The 22,067-nt window shown below is 70.0% G+C and carries 14 protein-coding genes and 1 pseudogene; 10 read left to right on the forward strand and 5 right to left on the reverse strand.

Annotation, left to right across the window (positions count from 1 at the left end; all coding sequences use genetic code 11):
- Positions 1 to 202 precede the first annotated feature (202 nt).
- The 5 genes from VME70_16505 (at position 203) to VME70_16525 (ending at position 7,002) form a co-directional block, all read left to right on the forward strand.
- The gene (locus tag VME70_16505; GenBank protein ID HTW21799.1) at positions 203 to 1,903 is read left to right on the forward strand and encodes an MFS transporter; all 1,701 of its coding nucleotides are present in this window, start codon (positions 203 to 205) and stop codon (positions 1,901 to 1,903) included.
- Positions 1,904 to 1,966: 63 nt separating this feature from the next.
- A complete protein-coding gene (locus VME70_16510) occupies positions 1,967 to 3,115 on the forward strand; it encodes a glycosyltransferase family 4 protein (protein ID HTW21800.1) in 1,149 nt (382 codons plus the stop codon).
- A 43-nt stretch (positions 3,116 to 3,158) separates the two neighbouring features.
- Complete coding sequence (locus tag VME70_16515; protein ID HTW21801.1) at positions 3,159 to 3,920, forward strand: class I SAM-dependent methyltransferase; 762 nt, start codon at positions 3,159 to 3,161, stop codon at positions 3,918 to 3,920.
- Positions 3,917 to 5,794 carry a hypothetical protein gene (locus tag VME70_16520; protein HTW21802.1) on the forward strand — a complete coding sequence of 626 codons (1,878 nt, stop codon included), beginning with the start codon at positions 3,917 to 3,919 and terminating at the stop codon, positions 5,792 to 5,794. Before VME70_16515 ends, VME70_16520 begins: the two co-directional genes overlap by 4 nt.
- Complete coding sequence (locus VME70_16525; GenBank protein HTW21803.1) at positions 5,791 to 7,002, forward strand: acyltransferase; 1,212 nt, start codon at positions 5,791 to 5,793, stop codon at positions 7,000 to 7,002. The genes VME70_16520 and VME70_16525 overlap by 4 nt, the downstream gene beginning before the upstream one ends.
- On the opposite strand, the gene VME70_16530 is transcribed toward VME70_16525, so the two are convergent.
- From VME70_16530 to VME70_16540, 3 genes are read right to left on the reverse strand one after another with little or no spacing between them, the layout of a single operon-like run.
- Positions 6,889 to 11,094 carry an alpha-(1->3)-arabinofuranosyltransferase family protein gene (locus tag VME70_16530; GenBank protein ID HTW21804.1) on the reverse strand — a complete coding sequence of 1,402 codons (4,206 nt, stop codon included), beginning with the start codon at positions 11,092 to 11,094 and terminating at the stop codon, positions 6,889 to 6,891. The two genes, VME70_16525 and VME70_16530, sit on opposite strands and share 114 nt — an antisense overlap.
- The gene (locus VME70_16535; GenBank protein HTW21805.1) at positions 11,082 to 11,840 is read right to left on the reverse strand and encodes a class I SAM-dependent methyltransferase; all 759 of its coding nucleotides are present in this window, start codon (positions 11,838 to 11,840) and stop codon (positions 11,082 to 11,084) included. Before VME70_16535 ends, VME70_16530 begins: the two co-directional genes overlap by 13 nt.
- 45 nt (positions 11,841 to 11,885) lie before the next feature.
- Positions 11,886 to 12,689 carry a class I SAM-dependent methyltransferase gene (locus tag VME70_16540; protein HTW21806.1) on the reverse strand — a complete coding sequence of 268 codons (804 nt, stop codon included), beginning with the start codon at positions 12,687 to 12,689 and terminating at the stop codon, positions 11,886 to 11,888.
- 166 nt (positions 12,690 to 12,855) lie between these two features.
- Here VME70_16540 and rpsA point away from each other — a divergent pair.
- From rpsA to VME70_16565, 5 genes and pseudogenes are all read left to right on the forward strand, one after another.
- Positions 12,856 to 14,325 (forward strand): annotated as a pseudogene (gene rpsA / locus VME70_16545) (30S ribosomal protein S1).
- A 151-nt stretch (positions 14,326 to 14,476) separates the two neighbouring features.
- A complete protein-coding gene (gene coaE, locus VME70_16550; protein HTW21807.1) occupies positions 14,477 to 15,082 on the forward strand; it encodes a dephospho-CoA kinase in 606 nt (201 codons plus the stop codon).
- 73 nt (positions 15,083 to 15,155) lie between these two features.
- Complete coding sequence (gene uvrB, locus VME70_16555; GenBank protein ID HTW21808.1) at positions 15,156 to 17,249, forward strand: excinuclease ABC subunit UvrB; 2,094 nt, start codon at positions 15,156 to 15,158, stop codon at positions 17,247 to 17,249.
- Positions 17,250 to 17,595: 346 nt separating this feature from the next.
- A complete protein-coding gene (locus tag VME70_16560; protein ID HTW21809.1) occupies positions 17,596 to 19,164 on the forward strand; it encodes an integrin alpha in 1,569 nt (522 codons plus the stop codon).
- 174 nt (positions 19,165 to 19,338) lie between these two features.
- The gene (locus tag VME70_16565) at positions 19,339 to 19,677 is read left to right on the forward strand and encodes an MmcQ/YjbR family DNA-binding protein (GenBank protein HTW21810.1); all 339 of its coding nucleotides are present in this window, start codon (positions 19,339 to 19,341) and stop codon (positions 19,675 to 19,677) included.
- 16 nt (positions 19,678 to 19,693) lie between these two features.
- On the opposite strand, the gene VME70_16570 is transcribed toward VME70_16565, so the two are convergent.
- Entirely contained in the window at positions 19,694 to 21,553 is a 1,860-nt protein-coding gene (locus VME70_16570) for an alkaline phosphatase family protein (protein ID HTW21811.1), read from the reverse strand.
- Entirely contained in the window at positions 21,550 to 22,032 is a 483-nt protein-coding gene (locus VME70_16575) for an SAM-dependent methyltransferase (GenBank protein HTW21812.1), read from the reverse strand. The genes VME70_16570 and VME70_16575 overlap by 4 nt, the downstream gene beginning before the upstream one ends.
- Between the last annotated feature and the right edge of the window lie 35 nt (positions 22,033 to 22,067).

Below are 22,067 nucleotides of genomic sequence, written 5' to 3' on the forward strand. Positions count from 1 at the left end.
CTCCGCCACCTCCTGCCACGGCCGCCCGCATCACGTGGGCGGCCTTTGTCATGGTCGGGACCGATTCGCCGGAAGGTAGTCCTTTTAGGCCATGTTGCCGTCAAACCGAATGAGGTTCTTGCGCGCCTGACGTGGGTCACCTACGGTCAGCACGTCCACGCCATGTGGCCGTTACCCGTGGTTATGACGCGAGAGGATCACGATGGCAGCCGCTCACGCCTATGGATCGGAAAGTCCCGGTTTGCTCGGTCGGCTGTGGTACCGCGACCTGGACGCCTACCCGAAGACCGGGCCGCGCTACTGGTACCTGTCCATCGTGGTCGTGACGACCGTCATTCTTTACTACCAGCTCTACATCGGCGGGGCCGTCGCCACCCAGATCCTGGGTGGCTACCACATGACCTTCCTGTACTACGTCGGCATCTTGGTGGTCGGCAACTCGATCGGGGCCTTCGCGTCGCTGGCGACCGGTGCCGCCGACCGGTTCGGTCGGGCCAACCTGGTCGTCTACGGCACGGTCATCACCTCGCTGCTGACCCTGATCGGTGTCCCGCACGCCCACTCGAAGCTGGCCTTCGGGGTGCTCTACTCCTGCGTCGCGCTGGTCGAAGGCGTGATCCTGGTCGCGACACCTGCCCTGGTCCGTGACTTCAGTCCGCAGGTCGGACGGGCGGCGGCGATGGGCTTCTGGACCATGGGTCCGGTGCTTGGCAGCCTCGTGGTGAGCGAGGTGTCCAGCCACACCCTGAACCACCTGAACGCCTGGCAGGACCAATACATCATCGCCGGCGTCGTGGGTCTCGTGGTCGCCGCGGTCGCGATGGTCGGCCTGCGCGAGCTCAACGCGGGCATCCGAGATCAGGTCATGATCTCGTTGCAGGAGCGGACCGTGATCGAGCTGCGGGCTCGCGGGCTCGACGTCAACGAAGCGACCCGCCGCCCGTACGCGCAGATGTTCAAGCCCGACATCATCGGCTCGGCGATCGCGATCAGCGTGTTCCTGACCGGCTACTACACGGCGGTCGCGTTCTTCCCGATCTACTTCCAGACCGTGCTCAACTTCACCTCGAGCCAGTCGAACGACCTGCTCAACTGGTACTGGTCGTTCAACGCGATCGCGCTGATCTTCTTCGGCGCGATGTCGGACCGGCTCGCGGTCCGCAAGCCGTTCATGCTGGTCGGGGCGCTCGGAAGCATCCTGGTCAGCATCACCTTCCTGTCCAAGGCCACGCACAACTCGCCCACGTTCTCGAGCGTCGCGATTCTTCTGGCGTTCACCGGGATTTGGGGTGGGGCCGCCTTTGCGCCGTGGATGGCGAGCTTCACCGAGACGGTGGAGCGCCGCAACCCCGCGCTCACCGCCACCGGGCTCGCGGTGTGGGGATGGGTCCTGCGGATCATCGTCGCGATCCTGTTCCTCATCCTCCCGCACGTGGTGAACTCCGTCACCCCGCTGGTGGACAACGGCACGCAGGTCAAGGCCGTGGATGCGCAGCTCAACGCGAAGTACCCGCAGCTCGGCGCCGAGCTGACGGCTTACCCGAACATCTTCGCCCAGCTGGCGAAGTATCCGAACACCAACGCGATCCCGACCAGCGTGCTGAACCACGCGATCGACACCGTCGGGACCACCGCACTCACCCAAGCCTCCTCACCCGGCGCAAAGCCGCTGCTGGCCTACCTCAGCGCGCACGCGCCGAAGGTCCAGGCGGCGCAGAAGGCGGCGCCGCACCAGTGGCAGCATTGGCTGTGGGTATGCACCGGTGGTCAGGTCGTGTTCATCCCGTTCATCTTCTTGATGGCCGGGTTCTGGCGGCCACGTGAGGCGCAGGAGGACATCCAGCGCCGCGAGAACCTTGCCCTCAGCGGCGCCGGGCCGGTGCCCGACGCGCAACCGGCCTGACCGAACCGCATGACATTGCCCGACCGCCGCGTCAGACCGGCCGCCCGCCGTACGGCCCGGCCGATGCACGTCGCGATCTGCAACTGGCGGGACCTGCGCCACAGCGAGGGCGGCGGCTCGGAGCTGTACGTCGAGACGGTCGCCGCCAGGCTGGCGGCGGCCGGACACCGGGTCACGCTGCTATGCGCGCGGGTGCCGGGTGCACCGGCCGACGAGGTCCGGTCGGGCGTGCGGTACCGGCGCCGCGGGTCCCACCACACGGTCTACCTCGCGGCCGCGTGGGCGCTGCTGTCCCGCCAGGTGCGTCCCGACGCGATCGTCGACGTGCACAACGGGGTGCCCTACCTGTCCCGGCTGGTCAGCCGCCGCCCGGTGGTGGCGCTGGTTCATCACGTCCACCGCGAGCAGTGGTCGATGGTCTTCGGGCCGCGTGCGGCCCGGATCGGCTGGTGGGTGGAGTCCCGGCTCGGCCCCTGGATCTACCGCACCTCGCCTTACATCGCCGTCAGCGAGGCGACCCGGCGCGACCTGGTCGGTCTCGGCGTCGAGCCGGAGCGGATCTCCATCGTGCACAACGGCACTCCGCACCTGCCCGGACCGCGCGTGGCCCGCTCGGCGACGCCGCGGATCGTCGTGCTCGGCCGGCTTGTCCCGCACAAACAGGTCGAGATCGTGCTGGCCGCGATTCCCGCGCTGCGGGAGCGGCACCCGGGCCTGGTCGTCGACATCGTCGGCCAGGGCTGGCACGACGCGGCGCTGAAGGAACACGCCGCCGCGCTCGGGGTGACCGACGCCGTCGCTTTCCACGGGTACGTCGACGATCAGACCAAGGCCGACCTGCTCGCGCGGGCGTGGCTGAACGCCGTACCCAGCGTGAAGGAGGGCTGGGCACTGTCCGTGGTCGAGGCGGCGAGCGTCGGAACGCCGTCGGTGGCGTTCGCCGCGGCGGGTGGGTTGCGAGAGTCGATCGTGGACGGGCGTACCGGCGTTCTGGTCGACGGCGGAGCGGCCGAGCTCGCCCGGGCCCTCAGCGACCTGCTCGACGACCCGGCCCGACGCGACCAGATGGGCGCCGCGGCACGCGAACACGCCGCCGCCTTCACCTGGGAAGCTGCGGCCCAAGGCCTGGAGGGCGTGCTGAGCACCGCACTCGGTCGTACGACGATCGTCCTCGACGCCGTGCCGGAGCCGGCCGTCTCGATCGCGGTCTAGCCGCCCCGGAAGGGTGAAGCGTCGGGCCGCTCGGCGCGCAGCGATGAACGATCTCCCCGACGTCGGCCGACCATGGCGGGCCGACCTTCGCCGCAGCGCCACGTTGTTCCGCGCGTTCCTGCACGAGCAGGACGACCCCGATCGCTTCTACCGCACCCTGGCTGCCGACAGCGTCGCCCAGCTGGCCGGCTGGCAGGAGCTGGTCGGTCAGCTGGTGGTCGATGTCGGTGGCGGTCCTGGATACTTCCGTGATGAGTTCAGCCGGCGCGGTGCCAGCTACGTCGTCGTGGATCCCGACCTCGACGAGCTCTGGATCCGGGGCCGGCCGGGGCCGAACTGCGTCCGCGGCGATGGCACTGCGCTCCCGCTGCGCACGGGTTCGGTGGGTGTCTGCTTCTCCAGCAACGCGCTGGAGCATGTCGCCGAACCCGAGCGGCTCGCCGACGAGATGCTGCGAGTGACCCGGCCGGGCGGCCTGGTCTACCTCGCCTACACGAACTGGCTGTCGCCGAACGGCGGGCACGAGACCAAACCCTGGCACCTTCTTATCGGCGGGCGCCGGGCAGCGGACCGCTACGCCCGCCGGCGAGGGCAGCGGCCCAAGAACGACTTCGGGCGGACCTTGTTCCCGATCTCTGCGACCCGCATGCTGCGCTGGGCCGACCGGGCGGTCTCGGACGGGCGTGCGACGCCAGTGGCGCGCGGGCCGCGCTACCACCCGAGCTGGGCGCAGCGGCTGATCGACGTACCCGGCCTGCGCGAGCTCACCAGCTGGAACATCCTCATCGTGCTGCGACGTACATGACAGCTGCACTTGCGGAAGACACCGCCCGGACGACGCCGGTGGGGAACACCTACCAGCCCCTCGCGTTGCTCGTCGTGCTCCAGGCCGGCTGGGTCGCGTGGCTATGCACCCGCGGGTGGTTCTACCAGGACGACTTCACGCTGCTCTCTCAAGGCCTGCACCACAGCCTGACGCCCGGCTACCTCACCATGCCGTTCAACGGCCACCTCACGCCCGGCGTCCGGCTGGTGTTCTGGATCCTGGCTCGTACGTCGAAGCTGGACTACGCCCCGACGATCGTCGTGCGGGTGGTGCTTCAGGCGGTCTCAACGGTGCTGCTCGCGCTGCTGCTCGAGCGGCTCGGGCATTCGCGACGGCTGGCGTTCGCGATCACCGCCCTCTACTGCGCCAGCCCGCTGCTCGTGCCCGGGACGCTGTGGTTGTCCAGCTCGATGAACCTGCTGACCGCGCAGGTCTGCGTGCTCGTGACCTATCTCGCTCATGTCCGTCATGCGGAGACCGGGCGGTTGCGCTGGTCCGCCGTCGCGGGCGTCGCGCTGGTGGTCGGCGTGGGGTTTTGGGAGAAGACCGCGGTCACGGCGGTTCTGCTGGTCGTGCTGAGCGCCGGGTGGCTGACCAGCGGGTCGCTCCGGGCGCGGATCGTGTCGCTGGTTCGCGACTGGCGGGGATGGGTCTACACGTTCGGCCCGTTGGCGCTGTTCGCGGCGGACTACTTCACCCATCACTACAGCGCGTCGTCCGCCCATCGACTGCCGGCGCACGTCGCGGTGCACCTGATCTGGCTGCAGTGGGGTCACTCGCTGTGGGCTGCCGCGATCGGCGCGCCGTGGCGCTGGCTGTCGGCCGGCACCACCTACACCGGCGTCGCGGACCCACGGACGGTGACCGTTGTGCTCGGCCAGGTGGCGTTCGTTGCGCTGCTGGCCGCCGGGTGGTGGCGCAACCGGTGGCGCGGCGTTCTTGCCTGGCTGCTGCCCGCCCTCGCGGTCGTCATCGGCATGGTCGTCGTCGGGATCGGGCGGTACACCGCCTTCGGCGACCTGGTCGGCCTGCAGTTCAGCTACGCGTTCGACCTGGCGGTGCCGACCGCGATTGCGGCCGCGCTGGCGCTCGCTGCTCGTCCCGGCCTCGACACGGGCGTGCAAGCCCGCGCGGCCGGCGTCGCGGTCGAGCCGGCCCGGCACCGGCGACGCAGCGTGGTCGCCGTCGTAGTCGGCGCAGCCGTCGTCGTCGCGCTGATCGCGTCGGGCGCGGGGTCGGCGTGGACGTGGTCCGAACGCTGGCACGAGAGCCCGGCGCGCGGGTATGTCACCGCGATCCGCGCCGGCATCCGCCAGCACGCTCCGACCGCGAACCTGTTCGACACCTACGTCTCGCCGGTCGTGATCCCCGAGATCAGCCGGGACCGGCGGCTGTCGGACCTGCTCGCGTTGACCGATTCCCGGGTGGTCTTCGATCGCGGTCCCGGCGAGCCCGACCTGGTCACCGCACAGGGACGGCTTGTCGCCGCCCGGTTCGAACAGGTCGCCTCGCAGATCCGCAGGCCGAATGCCTTCTGCCCGACGCTGCTGCGCGGCACCCGTTCGATCACGGTTCGGCTCGGGCCGAAGCCCGATGTGGGGGCGTATTTTCTGCGGATCGAGTACTTCGAGCAGCGTCCGGCGATCGTGCGTGTCCGCTTGCGGGACGCCAAGGGGACAACGGTGGGCCCGACTGGTCCGGCCACGGTCGACTTCGACCAGCGGCTCGGCGCCGTGATCCTGCCGGTCCGGCTGAGCGCGCCGACATCGGTGACGTTCAGCAGCGGCAGCGCGAACACCAGCGTGTGCATGTCGACCGTCGTCCTCGGCGTGCCTACGCCGGCCGGCTCGTGAGCAGCGCGGCCGGCACCGGCCGCCGTAGCGGCCTCGGTGCGCTGAGCGGGGTCCGGGCCGTTGCGGCGTACGCCGTCATCGCCACCCATGCGGGGTTCGAGAGCGGCCGCACCCTGAACAACGGGCCGTTCGCGCCGCTGCTGGCACGGCTGAACTTCGGCGTGACCCTGTTCTTCCTGCTGTCCGGGTTCCTGCTCTCTCGGCAGTTCCTGACCGACACGAGCCGGCTGGAGCGCTCGCACATCGCGCAGTTCTGGTGGCGGCGCGCTCTGCGCATCCTCCCGGCGTACCTGCTGTCCATCGTCGGCACGCTCGCGCTGTTCTCGAACCAGCACTCGAGCCCCTGGACCTGGGCGAGCTACCTGCTGCTGATCCAGACCTACGACCACCACTACGTCAACCATTCGCTCTCCCAGAGCTGGACCCTGGTGGTCGAGATCGCCTTCTATGCCGTGCTGCCGCTGGTGATCTGGGCCAGCCGCCGGCTGCGGGCGCCGCGGCACCGCCAGGCGGCCGTGCTTGTGGTGACCCTCGTGGTCGCCGGCCTCGCCGCCGACGTCATCACTCACGAAGTCGCCGGGTCATCGAGCCTCGCGTTGCTGTGGCTGCCCTGCTACTTCGACTGGTTCGCACTGGGCATCCTGCTTGCATCGCTGTCGTTGGAGCCGGCCGCCACGCGATGGCGGCGGACGCTGTCGGCCTGGGCCACCTCGCCGGGGACGTGTTGGGTCGTCGGCGGCCTGCTGTTCTGGTTGTTGACGCTGCCGCTCGCGGGCCCGCGCAGCGTTGCCCCGGCCACTGCCTGGGAGTGGACGCTCTATCACCTGCTGGCCGGCGGGTCAGCGTTCTTCTTCCTGCTGCCGCTCACCCAGGGCGGCACAGCCTGGACCACCGCCTTGCTCGGTAACCGCCCGATGCAGTGGCTGGGCGAGATCTCCTACGGCGTCTATCTCTGGCACCTCGGGATCCTGCTGTCCATCGCGCGCTGGCTGGGCTGGGCGCCGTTCACTGGGCATTTCTGGGCGCTGTTCGGCATGACCGCCGTCGCTGCGACCTTGGTGGCGGCGGCCAGCTGGCACCTGGTGGAGCGACCGTTACTGCGGCGCTTCTCCAGCTCGTGGCGGCCGGCCACCACCGAGCAGGCACCGGCACAGGACGGCGCCGACCGCAACCAGGCAGAGCAGCTGCCCGCCGGCGCTGCCGGCTAGCGGATGGCTCGACGCGGCCGTTGCGGCCGTCTCGAGGACCGTGACCGCGGCTGACGCGGCGATCGCCAGGCCGACCAGCGCCCGGCCCCGGAAGCGCTGTGGCGCGTACCACGCGATGGCGAGCAGGGCCGCAGCCACGACCAGCCCCGCCACCGAGCCGAGCAGCAATAGGCTCAGCACGACCATCGCCACGCCGAGCCAGCGGTGTGCTCGCGCTGGCCGCGCCCTTGCCGCAGGTGCTCGCGCCCGCCAGCGGCGGGCTGGCCGGCGGATCGCCAATCCGATGAGCACCAGGGCGGCCGCTGCTCCGGCGAGCAGGCCGATCGCGAAGGTCTTCTGCGGCGCGAACCGCAAGTGAACGACACCGTGCGCGCCGGCCGGCACCAGCCACGCTTGTTGCCAGCCGTCGACGGTGACGGCGGTCAACGCCCGGCCGTCGTACGTCGCGTGCCAGCCGGGGTTGGCGTTCTCGTGCACGACGAGCAGGGCCGCGACCTTGGTGTCGACCCCGACCGCTCGGTTGCTCGCGGTCCAGAGCAGCTGGTGGACGGGCAGCGCTACCGGCGCCGGGCGAGCGGGCTGGCCGACCAGCCGCAGCTCGATCGACTGCGGGTCGGTGACCGCGCTCGCGTCGAGCGTGACCCGGTTGCGGCCGGCAGCGAGCCGCTGCCAGGCCGGAGGGAGGCCGAGCTTGCGGTCGCCGTGGACCCGGCACGGCACCGCGGGGAGGGCATCGCCCGCCAGCGCGGTCGACATCGGGGCGGACACGTGCATCGGGACCGGTACGCCGTCGATCCCCAACGTGACGCCGGCCCGGCAGCCCAGCCGGAACTTCTGCCGAGGGATCGCGTGGGGTACGTGCCGGCCGAGCAGGTCGACCTCGCCGATCCCGACCGGAAGGAACTGCGGCCGGGTGCTCCCGGGGATCGTGGTGATCCGCAGCGCCGCCCGGATCACGTGGATGCGAACGGAGCGGGCACGTACCGGGTGCGCGAAGTGGATGACGCCGTCGGAGGGGACGACCCTGGTGACCTGCGACGATCCGGCAGTCACCTGCACCTCCACCGGTGCCCGGGCGGGGGCTCCGGCGTACGGGGTGAGCTCGATGCCGGTGAGCCGGTGCGCCTTCTGCATCGTGACGGTGAGCGTGGGTTTGAGATCGCGCGGCGCCGCGATCCAGCCGGTGTCGGGTGTGCCGTCGACGGCAGCCTCAGGACGGGATCGCGGATCGGAGGAGTCGACCGACGACGCGACCGCGGTCAACGGCTGTCCGCGGTCGAGGACCTGGTTCAGCGCCGCGCCCGGACGCAGCGTGACGAGCGCGCGGGTGTCGTACGTCGCGGTGCCGGACAGCGTGAACGTGCGATCGAGGCTGCCGTCCTCCTCGCCGTTGGCGGACCAGGCGGGGTCGCAGGCCGGTGCCGCGTTGACCGTCAGGCAGTCGCTGCGGTTGCCGGCCTCGAGGGAGAACGCAACCAGGTCGGGGCGTCCCGATCCGGGTACGTCGAGGGTGCGAGCCGCGAGCACGCCGGGTATCGAGAGCTCGGCGATCCCGGCCGCTCGTCCGCTGCTGCCATCCGCCATGTGCAGGAGCGTGATGCGCACGAAGCCGGTCTCACCGGCCGGCAGCCGGATTGTCTGCGGCAGCCCATCCGGGACGACGGTCTGGTCGAGCCGGCCGGCCGCGGTGGTGACCCGGATCCGGTCCGGATAGCCGTTGGCGAGCCCGGCGAACGCGATGCTCGCGGTGGAGAGGTCCAACTGCGCGGCGAGGTCGACCTGAAGCCACTGCCCGATCGCACCGGCGTAGGCGCCCACCCGCCAGGCGGTGAACAGGTTGCCGTCGAGTGCCGACCACGGACCATTTGCGGCCGAGACATTGATGGCCGCGTTCGCACTGGCGCCGGAGGACGACGCCAGGACGTCCTTGATCCCGAGATAGGACGTCGTCGACAGCGGCGGAGACGGTGTCGGCAGGTAGTCGTGGGCGGCTCGCGCAAGGGTGTACGGCTGGTTCGCGGTCATGGTGGCCGAGTAGCCGCCGATCCCGCCGAAGGCGAACTCCCGGCGGCGGATGCCGTCGGTGAGCGCGGTTGACGGCGGGCCGGCGCCGGGCGGGAGCTCGGCCGGCGCAAAGATCACCGGCTGGTCGGGAGAGACCCCGGCGGCGGTCAGGTCGGCGAGGTTGTCGGCGGAGCCGTTGGCCACGACCGCCTGGCTGGTCGGCAGCAGCGCGACGTCGCCGGTCCACGCCGTGTCCGCGTAGACCGTGATGGCGGCGCTCGGCGGCAGTGCACCGGAGTCGGTGAGCTCGTTGGGGTTGCTTCCCGAGATGAGGTTCGGCCCGAAGCTCTTCACCTTGCGGAAGCCGGCAGAGTTGTCGAGCGTCGAGTAGACGAACTGGAGCGGCGTCGCGTCCGAGGCGGTGGTGTCGAGGTCGTTGCGGACGACGACGTACCGGATTCCGGAGCGGGCGAGCACCTCCGCGAGGCTCGGGTCCGCCTGTCCCGCGGCGAGCTCGGCGTCGACCTCGTCGAGCAGCCGGATGTAACCCGCGTTTGCGAGCGGAATCGAGTCGCGGACCGTCCAGGGCGACGTCGCGAGCGGCTGCAGTGCGTCGTCACGCGGACTGCCCCACAGATAGATCGGCTGCGCCGCACCCGGTACGACGAGCGCCCGGCCGTCGCCCTGGTCGCCCAACCAGTCCGCCGCCTGATGCCACCAGGACGGGTCGTTGACGGCATGGAGCTCGGGGATCAGCGTTCCGGTGAGCGCCGGCGCGATCGCGGCCACTGCGATGCAGAGCGCCGCGACCGTTCCGGTCACCAGAGGGTCGGCACGGCCCGGCCTCGGTTGCCGTGCGCGCCGGCCCCAACGTTCGATCCCTGCAGCCACCAGCTGCCCGACCCCGATCGCGATCGGCAGTCGGAGCACTGGGTCGAACTTGTGAATGTTGCGGAACGCGTTCAGGGCGCCGTCGAGCGAGGTGCGTTCCGTCATCGCGGCAAGCGGGCCGATCGAGGCGACGTGACCGAACGTGGTGAGGACCAGGCCGGCCGCCAGGCAGGTGCCGAGGAAGAACCGGTTCCGCGTGCGCCGCAACGAGATCCCGATCAGGCCCGCGGCAGCGACCACCGCGGTCGCGAAGACGACCGTGCGCTGGGTCACGAAGATGTAGCCGGCCGGCCACACGTTGCTGCCGAGGTAGGCCTCCCAGTGCTCGGCTCCGCGCAGCGTGGTCGCGAGCGACGTGGGGCTCGTGGTGACGGCCGCCGACTCGATCCAGTTCAGGAACGGCGGGCTGTACTTGCCGAGCACGAGCAGCGGCACGGTCCACCACAGGCAGGAGAGCGCCACGGCGAGCGTCCACCACCGGGCAAGAGCGGCGCGGCGCGGCCCGCGTTCGCGGGTCAGCAGCCACAGCACGGGAACCGGCAGGATCGCCAGCGTCGCGGCGGCGTTCGTCCCGCCGGCGAACAGTAACGCGATGCCGGACAGCGCCGCCGCCCGGCGGGGCGATCCCTCCCGGGCCCCTTGCACCAGCGGGATCAGAACCCAGGGGAGCGCGACGACGGGCAACAGCTCGGAGGAGATGATCCCGATCTCCATGAGCATCCGCGGGGCGAGCGCGTAGGTCAGCCCGGCCGCGACCCGCGGCCACCAGCCGGCAACGCCGAGCAGTCGGGACAGCCGGAACGTGCCGAGGAACGCGCCGACGAGAAGTGCCGACTCCCAGGTCCGCTGGACGATCCACGCCGGCACGTGGGCCAGGTAACCGAGCAGGAAGAACGGGCCCATCGGGAACAGGTAGCCGTAGGCCTGGTTCTGCAGGGTGCCCGCGTCGGCGGTCGGGTCCCAGGCCGTGGCAGCGGTCACCAGGAAGCGCCAGGGCGCCACGACGAGGTCGAGCTTGGTGTCGGCGGCGATCAGTCCCGAGCTCTGGGTGAACACCAGCAACGTGATGGCCAGGCCGACCGCAGCGAGGCGAAGCCGTTGCACGGAGGGCGACGGCGCGGTCCAGGTGATGGTGCGCCAGCCGGGGCGCTGCGACCAGCGACGCCAGCGGCCGGCGGCTTGGCTCAGTACGGCCATTCGCGGCCGGGGTGCCCGAGTCGGCGCGCGAGCGGATAGGCCCGAGCGGTCAGGGCGCACTTCACCGCGACCATTCTCGAGAAGTAGCCGAGCTGGGCAAGCTGGCGAGCGGTGTTGCGCAGCCGCGCGGCTCGCCGCACCTGGCGGCGGCGGTACTCGACGAGCGAGCCGTCCCGGCCGACGTACTCGAACCGCGCACCGAAGACGAGCAGCCGTAGCTGTGCCGCGGTCACGCCGATCGCGTTGAACGCGTCATGGATCAGCAGGCTGCCCCGCGGCGCTACCCGGCTGCCCCACTGCGCGATGTCGTCCCGGGCGGGTGAGTACCGGTGCGCGCCGTCGATGTAGAGCAGGTCGATCAGACCGGTCACGTCGCCGTGCGCGGCGCTCGATGCCTTCCGGACGTGTCGGACCCGCTCCGCCACTCCTGCTGCAACGAGGTTTGCGGTGAAACGCATGTGGTCGGCGTCCCCGCGCTCGGCATCAGGAGCGATCTCGCCCGGGCCGCGGTCGCCGCCACCGTGTGGGTCGATCGCCACGACCGAGACCGTCTCATGAGCACCGCGGGCGAGCACGATCGTCGACCGGCCGCGAAACGAGCCGATCTCCACGATCTGCCCCGAGTCGGGCACCCGCCGCGCGGCCCGCCACAGGCGCAGCGCCTGCGCATCGGTCATCCAGCCATCGACCGCCGCGACGGCGGCGAGCGCACCGTCGAAGCCGTCGTCACCGGGCCGGTCGAGCATCGAGACGGACAGTAGTCGACGAGATGTCGCGAAACCGCGCTTCGGTCACGTCGGCCGATGTGTCACGAAGATCGCTGTGCCCGGGATGATCGCGCCGCGAAGCCGGCTCCACTGCCCCCACGGCCGTAGGTGATCGGGCGGCCACTCGGGTTCGACGACGTCGTCGATCACCAGCCCGGCCGCCACCAGCTCCCTGACTCGGTCGCCGATCGTGCGGTGGTGCTCGACGTACGTCGCCTTGCCGTCCTGGTCCTGTTCGACGTAGGGCTGGCGGTCGAAGTACGACGTGCGCGCGGTCAGGCCGGCCGGTCCGGGATCGTCCGGGAAGCACCAGCGCACCGGGTGGGTGACGGAGAAGACCCAGCGCCCGCCCGGCCGCAGCACGCGGGCGACCTCCGCCATGATCGCGGCCGAGTCCGTGGCAAAGGGCACGGCGCCGAACGCCGAGCAGGCGAGATCGAAGCTCGCGTCGGCGAACGGGAGCCGCTGGGCGTCCGCCTGGATCGCCGGCACCGAGATCCCGGTGCGCCGGTCCAGGGCCGCGCCGTGGGCGAGCTGCGCGCCGGACAGGTCGATCCCGATCGGCGCCGCGCCCCGGGCGACCAGCCACCGGCTGCACTGCCCGGCCCCGCATCCGACCTCGAGCACGCGCTTGCCCGTCACGTCGCCGAGCAGCCCCGCGGTGGTCTCGCGCAGCCCTTCGGGGCACCACAGGAAGTCCACGTCGCCGAGGAACTCACCGTGCTCGGCCTGATAGTCCTGGGCGGTCGCGTCCCACCAGGACCGGCTGGCCCGGCGGCTTTCGGCCGCGTCGACCAGCCGGCGGACCGGGTCGATGACCGCCGCCACGGGCTGCTCGGCATCGCCGTCGGGGCGTTCGACTCCGCTCACAAGCACCATTAGACTCGCTGGTCGCGCCGCGGGATCCCGCAGCGTGCCCCAGTGACACCGTGCGGTTGGGAATCCTTCGGACACGGTGTCCCCTAGACGATGTCCGTCCGGAGACCCCTACTACATGACTACCGCCGTCGCAGACGCCAACGCCAACCCCCACCCGTACGCCCAGGTCGCCATCAACGACATCGGCAGCTCCGAGGACTTCCTCGCCGCCATCGACGGCACGATCAAGGAGTTCAACGACGGCGACATCGTCGAGGGCGTCATTGTCCGCGTCGATCGCGACGAGGTTCTCCTCGACATCGGCTACAAGACCGAAGGCGTGATCCCCAGCCGTGAGCTGTCGATCAAGCATGACGTCGACCCCAACGAGGTCGTCTCCGTCGGTGACTCGGTCGAGGCCCTTGTGCTCCAGAAGGAGGACAAGGAGGGCCGGCTGATCCTGTCCAAGAAGCGCGCGCAGTACGAGCGCGCGTGGGGCACGATCGAGCAGATCAAGGAAGAGGACGGGATCGTCACCGGCACGGTGATCGAGGTCGTCAAGGGCGGGCTGATCCTCGACATCGGGCTGCGCGGGTTCCTTCCGGCTTCCCTGGTCGAGATGCGCAGGGTCCGCGACCTCCAGCCGTACGTCGGCAAGGAGCTCGAGGCCAAGATCATCGAGCTGGACAAGAACCGCAACAACGTCGTGCTGTCCCGCCGGGCCTGGCTGGAGCAGACCCAGAGCGAGGTGCGGCAGAACTTCCTGACCCAGCTGCTCAAGGGCCAGGTGCGCAAGGGCGTGGTCTCCTCGATCGTCAACTTCGGCGCGTTCGTCGACCTCGGCGGTGTCGATGGTCTCGTGCACGTCTCCGAACTGTCCTGGAAGCACATCGACCACCCGAGCGAGGTCGTCGAGGTCGGCCAGGAGGTCACCGTCGAGGTGCTCGATGTCGACATGGACCGCGAGCGCGTGTCCCTGTCGCTGAAGGCGACTCAGGAAGACCCGTGGCAGGCCTTCGCCCGCACTCACGCGATCGGGCAGGTCGTGCCCGGCCGGGTCACCAAGCTGGTGCCGTTCGGTGCGTTCGTCCGCGTCGCGGAGGGCATCGAGGGCCTCGTGCACATCTCGGAGCTGGCCGAGCGGCATGTCGAGATCCCGGAGCAGGTCGTCAACGTCGGCGACGAGATCTTCGTCAAGGTGATCGACATCGACCTCGAGCGGCGGCGGATCTCGCTGTCGCTCAAGCAGGCCAACGAGGGCACTGTCGGCGAGGCGGTTGCCGACCACTTCGACCCGACCCAGTACGGCATGCCCGCGCAGTACGACGACGCGGGCAACTACATCTACCCGGAGGGCTTCGACTCGGAGACCAACGAGTGGAAGCCGGGCTACGAGACCCAGCAGGCCGAGTGGGAGGCGCAGTACGCCAAAGCCCACGAGCGCTGGGAGGCACACCAGAAGCAGATGGCGTCCGCCCAGGCCGCCGACGCCGAGGCGGCCGAGGCTGCGTCGTACACCTCGGAGCCGACCGAGGGTGAGCCGGCGAGCGCCGGGACGCTGGCGAGCGACGAGGCGTTGGCCGAGCTGCGCCGCAAGCTGACCGGCGGCGACGAGGACCAGGCCGACGAGGGCCAGGGTGACGCGGCCGCCGACGAGGCCGCGGGCGAGCAGTCGCCGGCTGCGGAGGCGAGCGCCGACGAAACGGCCGGCGAAGGCTCCGACGCCTCCGCCGAGGAGTAGCTCCCGCGGCACCGGCGTGCGCAACGTTGGGCTGACCGGCGGGATCGGCGCCGGCAAGAGTGAGGTGACGCGGCGATTCGCCGCGCGCGGCGCGACCATCGTGGATGCCGACGCGATCGCGCGCGAGGTCGTCGCGCCCGGCACACCCGGGCTCGAGGCGGTCGTTGCCGAGTTCGGCCCCCGTGTCAGGGCCGGTGACGGCTCGCTGGACCGGGAGCGGGTGGCGACCATCGTGTTCGACGACCCGGCGGCGCTCGCGCGCCTGAACGCAATCGTCCATCCGCTGGTGGCCGAGCGGACCACGGAGCTGGTCGCAGCGGCGGCCGCCGCGGACCCACGCGCGATCGTCGTTCATGACGTCCCTCTGATCGTCGAAGCGGGCATCCGCGACCGTTATGACGTCGTGGTCGTCGTGGACGCGCCGGTGGAGGTGCAGATCGACCGGCTGGTCAGCCGCCGCGGGATGAGCGAGGACGCCGCCCGCGCCCGGATTGCAGCCCAGGCGGACCGCGCCGACCGGCTGGCGATTGCCGACTTCGTCATCGTCAACGACGGTGACCTCGATGCGCTCGACCCGCAGGTCGACGCCGTGTGGTCCGCGCTGCAGGCCGACGCCGGCTGAGCGGGCGCAGCGGCCGGTTGGGAAGTGTCGGGGGTCCGGCGTACGTTCTGATGCTGTGAGCAGCGTCACTTCGATCCGGCCGAGCACGGCGCCGTTCGTCGTCGAGTCCGACTTCGCGCCGTCCGGCGACCAGCCCCAAGCGATTGACGAGCTGGCTCGGCGCGTGCAGGCCGGGAACCGTGACGTCGTCCTGCTCGGCGCCACCGGCACCGGCAAGTCCGCAACGACCGCATGGCTGGTGGAGCGGCTGCAGCGGCCGACCCTTGTGATGGCACCCAACAAGACCCTCGCCGCCCAGCTGGCCAACGAGTTCCGCGAGTTGCTGCCGCACAACGCCGTGGAGTACTTCGTCTCCTATTACGACTACTACCAGCCCGAGGCCTACGTCCCACAGACCGACACCTACATAGAGAAGGACTCCTCGATCAACGAGGAGGTCGAACGGCTCCGGCACTCCGCCACGATGAGCCTGCTCACCCGGCGGGATGTCATCGTCGTCGCGAGCGTCTCTTGCATCTACGGCCTCGGCACGCCGCAGGAGTATGTCGACCGGTGCGTGCAGCTCGACCTCGGCCAGACCATCGAGCGCGACGTACTGCTGCGCAAGTTCGTCGACATCCAGTACACCCGCAACGACCTCGCCTTCACCCGTGGGACGTTCCGGGTGCGCGGCGACACCATCGAGGTGTTCCCGGTCTACCAGGAGCTCGCGCTCCGGATCGAGATGTTCGGCGACGAGATCGAGCGGATCTCGACCCTGCACCCGTTGACCGGCGAGGTCATCAGCGACGACGAGACCGCACTGGTGTTCCCCGCCACGCACTACGTCGCCGGTCCCGAGCGGATGGAGCGGGCGATCCGCGGAATCGAGGCCGAGCTCGAGGAGCGGTTGGCCGAGCTCGAGACCCAAGGCAAGCTGCTCGAGGCGCAGCGGCTGCGGATGCGTACGACGTACGACATCGAGATGATGCGGCAGGTCGGCTTCTGCTCGGGAATCGAGAACTACTCCCGTCACATCGACGGCCGCGACAAGGGCACGCCGCCGCACACGCTGCTCGACTACTTCCCCGACGACTTCCTGCTCGTGATCGACGAGTCGCACGTGACCGTCCCGCAGATCGGCGGGATGTACGAAGGCGACATGAGCCGCAAGCGGACCCTGGTGGACCACGGGTTCCGGCTCCCGAGCGCAATGGACAACCGGCCGTTGCGGTGGGAGGAGTTCCTCGAGCGGATCGGCCAGACCGTCTACCTGTCCGCGACGCCGGGCCCGTATGAGATGGGCCGGGTGAAGGACGACGTGGTCGAGCAGGTCATCCGCCCGACCGGCCTGATCGACCCGCTGGTGGTGGTCAAGCCGCCCAAGGGACAGATCGACGACCTCATCCACGAGATCAAGCTGCGCGCGGACCGCGACGAGCGAGTTCTGGTCACCACGCTGACGAAGAAGATGGCCGAGGACCTGACCGACTACTTGCTCGAGAACTCGATCCGGGTCCGCTACCTCCACAGCGAGGTCGACACGCTGCGCCGGGTCGAGCTGTTGCGCGAGCTGCGCAAAGGCGAGTTCGACGTCCTCGTCGGGATCAACCTGCTGCGGGAGGGACTCGACCTGCCAGAGGTGTCGCTGGTGTCGATCCTCGACGCCGACAAGGAAGGCTTCCTGCGCAGCGGCACCTCGCTGATCCAGACCATCGGCCGGGCGGCGCGGCACGTGTCGGGCGAGGTCCACATGTACGCGGACGAGATCACGCCGTCGATGCAGAAGGCGATCGAGGAGACCAATCGCCGCCGGGACAAGCAGATCGCCTACAACAACGAGCGAGGCGTCGACCCGCAGCCGTTGCGCAAGCGCATCGCGGACATCCTCGACGACATCGTCAGAGGCGAAGAAGGCGAGCTGATCGGCGGCAGTGGCCGCGCGCAGTCCCGCGGCAAGACCCCGGTCCCGGGCATGGCCAGCAAGTCACCCACCGCCGGGCAGCACGCCGCCGAGCTGGCCGGCCTGCCGAAGGCCGAGCTGGCCCTGCTGATCCAGCAGCTCCAGGACCAGATGCACGCCGCCGCCGGCGAGCTGCACTTCGAGCTGGCCGCTCGGCTTCGCGACGAGATCGGCGAGTTGAAGAAGGAGTTCCGCGCCATGCAGTCCGCCGGCCTTCCGGGCTGAGCTGCACGCTGCCGGCGTTCTCGGTCGCTTGCGTGCCATAAGCACGCGGCGCTCCCTGCGGCCTTGGCAGTGCGCAGCTCAGCCCGGAAGGTGCCTGGGTCCCCGCTGCCGGCGTTCTCGCCTCCTTGCGTGCGCCAGCACGCGGCGTCGGCTGCGGCCTTGGCAGCGCGCAGCTCAGCCCGGAAGGTGCCTGGGTCCCCGCTGCCGGCGTTCTCGCCTCCTTGCGTGCGCCAGCATGCGGCGCTCCCTGCGGCCTTGGCAGCGCGCAGCTGGGTCATAGTCGCGGTCAACGAAGTGGTCGGGTCGGACGTTCGAAGTGCATAGGTCACCTGAAGGAGGCGGCGCGATGAGACGCCTGGTCATCCCGGCAGCCGCGGTCTCGACGGGCGCGGCGGTGATCGTGTCCGCCATCGCAGCACCCACGACCGGGCGGGCCGGCGCCGCTTTCGTCTCTCACGGCATCGCGGCCCGCGCGGCCGCGAGCTGCCAGTCGGCTCAACGACGCCCTTTCGACGAGCCGTTCACTGTGGTCGCCGCGGACAAGCGGCGCAACGGAAGCGTCACGATCATCGAAGGGAACGACCCGTCCAAGAGGACCACGTTCGACGGCGGTGACTTCGGGCTCACGGGCACCGGTACGCAGCATTTTGGTGCCAGCCTGACGTCCGGCATGTTCAACGCGGACAACTACCGCGATCTCGCGATCGGCGTACCGGGTGCGACTGTGACGCCGAAGGGCGGGCGGCCGCAGCGCGGCGCAGGGGCGGTCGTGATCCTCTACGGCGGCCCGACGGGGCTCAGTGCCAGTGACTCGACCGTCATCACCCAGGACGCGGCGGGCCTTTCGGGGACCGCGCACACCGGAGACGCCTTTGGCTCGGCGCTTGCCGCCGGACGGTTCACCGGCGGGCGCTACGACGACCTCGCCGTCGGCGCGCCGGGCGAGGATGGCGCAGATCATCGCGTGCTCACCGGACAGATCGATGTGCTGCCGGGTACGTCCGGCGGGTTGACCGCACGAGGGGCAGAGGTCGTTTCTAGGCACAGCGCCGGGATTCCGGGCTCGGTTCGGCAGTGGGGGTCGGTGCTCGCGGCCGGCCGGCTGACCGCGGCGAAGCGCGGCGATCTCATCGTCGGCATCCCAGGCGCAAAGGTGAACGGGCATCCGCGTGCCGGCCGGGTGGACATCGTCTACAGCACCGCGACCGGCTTCCGGCATCGACACAACCAGACCTTCACCGAGAACACGCCGGGCGTCCCCGGGCGGGTGACGGCCAACGCGCGTTTCGGCGCCTCGCTCGCGACCGGGTTCTTCACTTCGGCGCGGCGGGACGACCTTGCCATCGGTGCGCCGGACGCCACCGTTCGGTCGGTGCGCGATGCCGGCAGTGTCGACGTTCTCTACTCCCAGGACTCCGGCCTCACCACCCGGCGGGCCCAGTTGTTCACCCAGACCTTGCCGGGAGTCGGGACGGCCACAGGAACACGGCAATCGGGCATCGGCGCGCAGTTCGGGTCGGCACTCATCGCGGCCGGCACGCAGCGGTTCACCAGGGAAGGAGGGGTGCCCTGCCGATTCCGGCGACGCCTCGTTGTCGGGGCGCCGGACGGCACCGGGCGCTACGGCCGAGGCATCAATGGGGGCGCGGCGATCGTGGTCATCAAGGGCTCCGCAGCAGGCCTGACGGCGCGGGGGAGCCGGACCTTCGAAGACCCGGAGAACCCTGGCAAGGGCGGCACCGGATGGGGGTCGGTGCTCGGGACCGACGGGTGGTTCGTTGCGATCTTCCATCGCGAGCGGCTGAGTGGTGACCGGAGCGTCGATCAGATTGCGTTTCTGGATCTCGGCGGAGACCACGCGACGTTCGGAGTGCGCCCACGGACCGGCGTCGCGGCCACCGCGTTGACCCTCTGACCGTTGAGGCTGGGACCGGTCGCAAGCGGTGGCCAGTTCCTGACGGGTTGTGCAGGGCGCCCCATTTGTGGCCCGGCAGATTTTCCCGCGCCGCGATAGCGAGGGTGCGCACCCGGGAACACGTGTGATATGTCTCACACAAAGTTGCGGGGGAGGACTTCAGGGGGACGTGCGGTGACCCGCGATCAGTTGTTGACCTACTGCCTGGGCAAGCCCGGCGCCTGTCGTGACGAGCCCTGGGAGGGCGACGTCGTCGCGAAGGTCGGCGGGAAGATCTTCAGCTTCAACGGCGACACGACCATCGGCGTCAAGTGTGGCCGGGATCCGGACGAGGCGGCCGAGCTGCGCGAGCGCTACCCGAACGACGTCACGATGATGGCCTACATCGGCCGGTTCGGCTGGAACACCGTCCGGATCGACGGTGCGGTCCCGGAAGACGAACTGATCGAGCTGATCGACGCGTCGTACGACAGCGTTGTCGCTGGTCTACCCCGGAGCAAACGCCCGACCTGAGCCGCTAGGTCGCCGACTACCGCGGTGCGCGCACCCGTCTGCCGGACTTGCCGGTTTGGGCCGGTTCGACGACAGCGCCGTGCATGAGTGCGTTGGTCGCCGACTTGGTGGTTGCAGTGTTGCGGCCGCTTCGGGCCGGGATCCGATCGGTGGATGTCGCCGCTGCCGGGTACCAGCGCGTCGCCGGGACCGTCTTGCCGTGCTGGGTGGGCATCCGCTGGTTGGTCGGGATCGTGGGCGCCGCGCCACCCATCTCGGTGTCTTCCTCGGTGCAGGTGCCGGTGCCGGTCGCGGAGCCGAGCGGCATTTTGGGCAGTGCCGGCATCGCCGCGTTGTGACTGCCGCGGAACAGGGCCGAGGTCAGGTCGCCGACCGTGCGTTTGCGCCACTCCGACACGTTCGGCACCTCGATCCCGAACCGCTCGGAGACCAGCTTCAGCTGCGAGGTGTGGTCGAACACCTCAGTGGCGATGTGTCCGCCGCGGCTGAATGGCGAGATGACCAGGGCCGGCACGCGGATGCCCAGACCGACCGGCCCGGCGATCGACTGGTACTGGGTGCTGCTCTTGTGGTTCGCGGTCAGCCACTCACCCTTGGTGCCCTTCGGTGCAGTCGGTGGCGGGACGTGATCGAACCAGCCGTCGTTCTCGTCGTACATGACGATGAGGGCGGTCTTCGACCACAGCTTCTGGTGCGAGCTCAGCTCGTCGAGCACGGACTGCACGAACCACATGCCACGGTCCGGCGGCGAAGACGGGTGCTCGTCGAAGCCGAGCGGCGGGATGATCCACGACACGTGTGGAAGGTTGCCGGAGCGGACGTCGGACTGGAAGTCGTTCGGGAAGGTCGGGGTGAACGCCTTGTGGTGCAACGGCGTGGTCGCCTTCTTGAAGGCCTTGAAGTAGGGCAGCACATGGTCGGTGAGCAGCAGGATGTATTCGCTGTCACCGGCGTAGATCGACGGGTCCCAGGTCGGGAAGTTCTTCAGCCGCGCGTACTTGCCGGTCACATGTGCGTTGGACGGGTGGTAGACCTTCCACGACACGCCCTTGTCCTCGAGGTGCTCCTGCACGGTTGGCCACGTGCAGGTCCATCGGAAGTCGGGGTAGATGCTCGGGTTGGTCTCGGTGATCGGACCGCCGTGGTGGCCCTCAGGGTCGATCGTTCCGCTGTTCGCCATCAGCCGATTGGGATGCGTCGGGCCCATCACGGACGCGAAGTACGCGTCACAAAGGGTGAAGTGGTCGGCCAGTGCCCAGTGGAACGGCAGGTCGCGGCGTGTGTAGTACCCCATCGTCATCGCGCCGTCGGGGTTGCCTTCGTACGTCTTCGACGTATGGGTCTTGACGAAGCGGTTCATCTTGCCGTGGTTCCAGCTCTGATGCTGCGGCTCCCAGTCGTGAGTGAGGTCGTTCGTGCACTCCTCACCGATCTTGGGATCGAGGTGGAAGGGCAGGAGCAGGTTGCGCGGCGAGAGCATGCTGCCGCCCGGGTAGTCCTGGGCGAACGCTCCCAGCGAGTGCTTCGGGTGGTCGTCGAACCCGCGGCCCCGGGGGTAGGCGCCGAAGTAGTGGTCGTACGAGCGGTTCTCCAGCATCAGGAACACGATGTGGTCGATCGCGCCGAGATCGCCACCGGCCGGACCGATCCCCGCTGCGTGCGCCACCGAGGAGACCTGATCGGCGATTCGCGCGGCACGGCGCGCGGCGCGGGCCGCCGGCTCGGACCGTACCGCCGCGGCGGCGGGTTCCGGCAGCCCGAGCACGGCCGCGGCACCGAGTGCACTGATCGCGGCGATCAACTCGCGCCGGGACATGCTGCCGAGTCGCTTCAGCCGCTCGGCGCGTGCCTCGGGGTCGTCGTGGATGTCGCTCAACTCCGGCTCCAATACGTCGTCATCAGCTCGTGCGACCAGCCCGGCTGGCGGATCTCGCCGCGCGGCAGGAACTCGCTCATCACCGGCTTCAGATCCAGGACCGGCGTGCCGTCGATCGCATCGAGCGCCTCGACCCGAAGCGTCAGCCCGTCGATCCCGAGCAGCCGGCAGGCGGTCACGCCGATCCGGTTCGGGCGCATCTTGGCGCGTTGCGCGAAGATGCCGACGGCCGGCCAGTCCGGGTTCCCACGCGGGTGTCGGGCCCCGCTCTGCACCTCGCCGTCCGGCACCCGGTCGAACAGGAAAACCACCTCGACGTGCGAGAACTCCGCCAGCCCGGCGAGGCTCTCGGGCCCGAACCGCTCCGGATCCAGCACGATCGACGCCTCGACCGAGGCCCAGTCGTCGTCGATCGCCTCGTCGCGGGACGACCGGACCCAGCCGATCGGGTCCACGGCGTACGTCGTCACGGCCGTCACTGTGCCACGCTCGCGCCCACCCCGTCCGCCGGTCC

The organism is Mycobacteriales bacterium, from assembly GCA_035504215.1.
Taxonomy (GTDB): Bacteria; Actinomycetota; Actinomycetes; order JAFAQI01; family JAFAQI01; genus DATAUK01.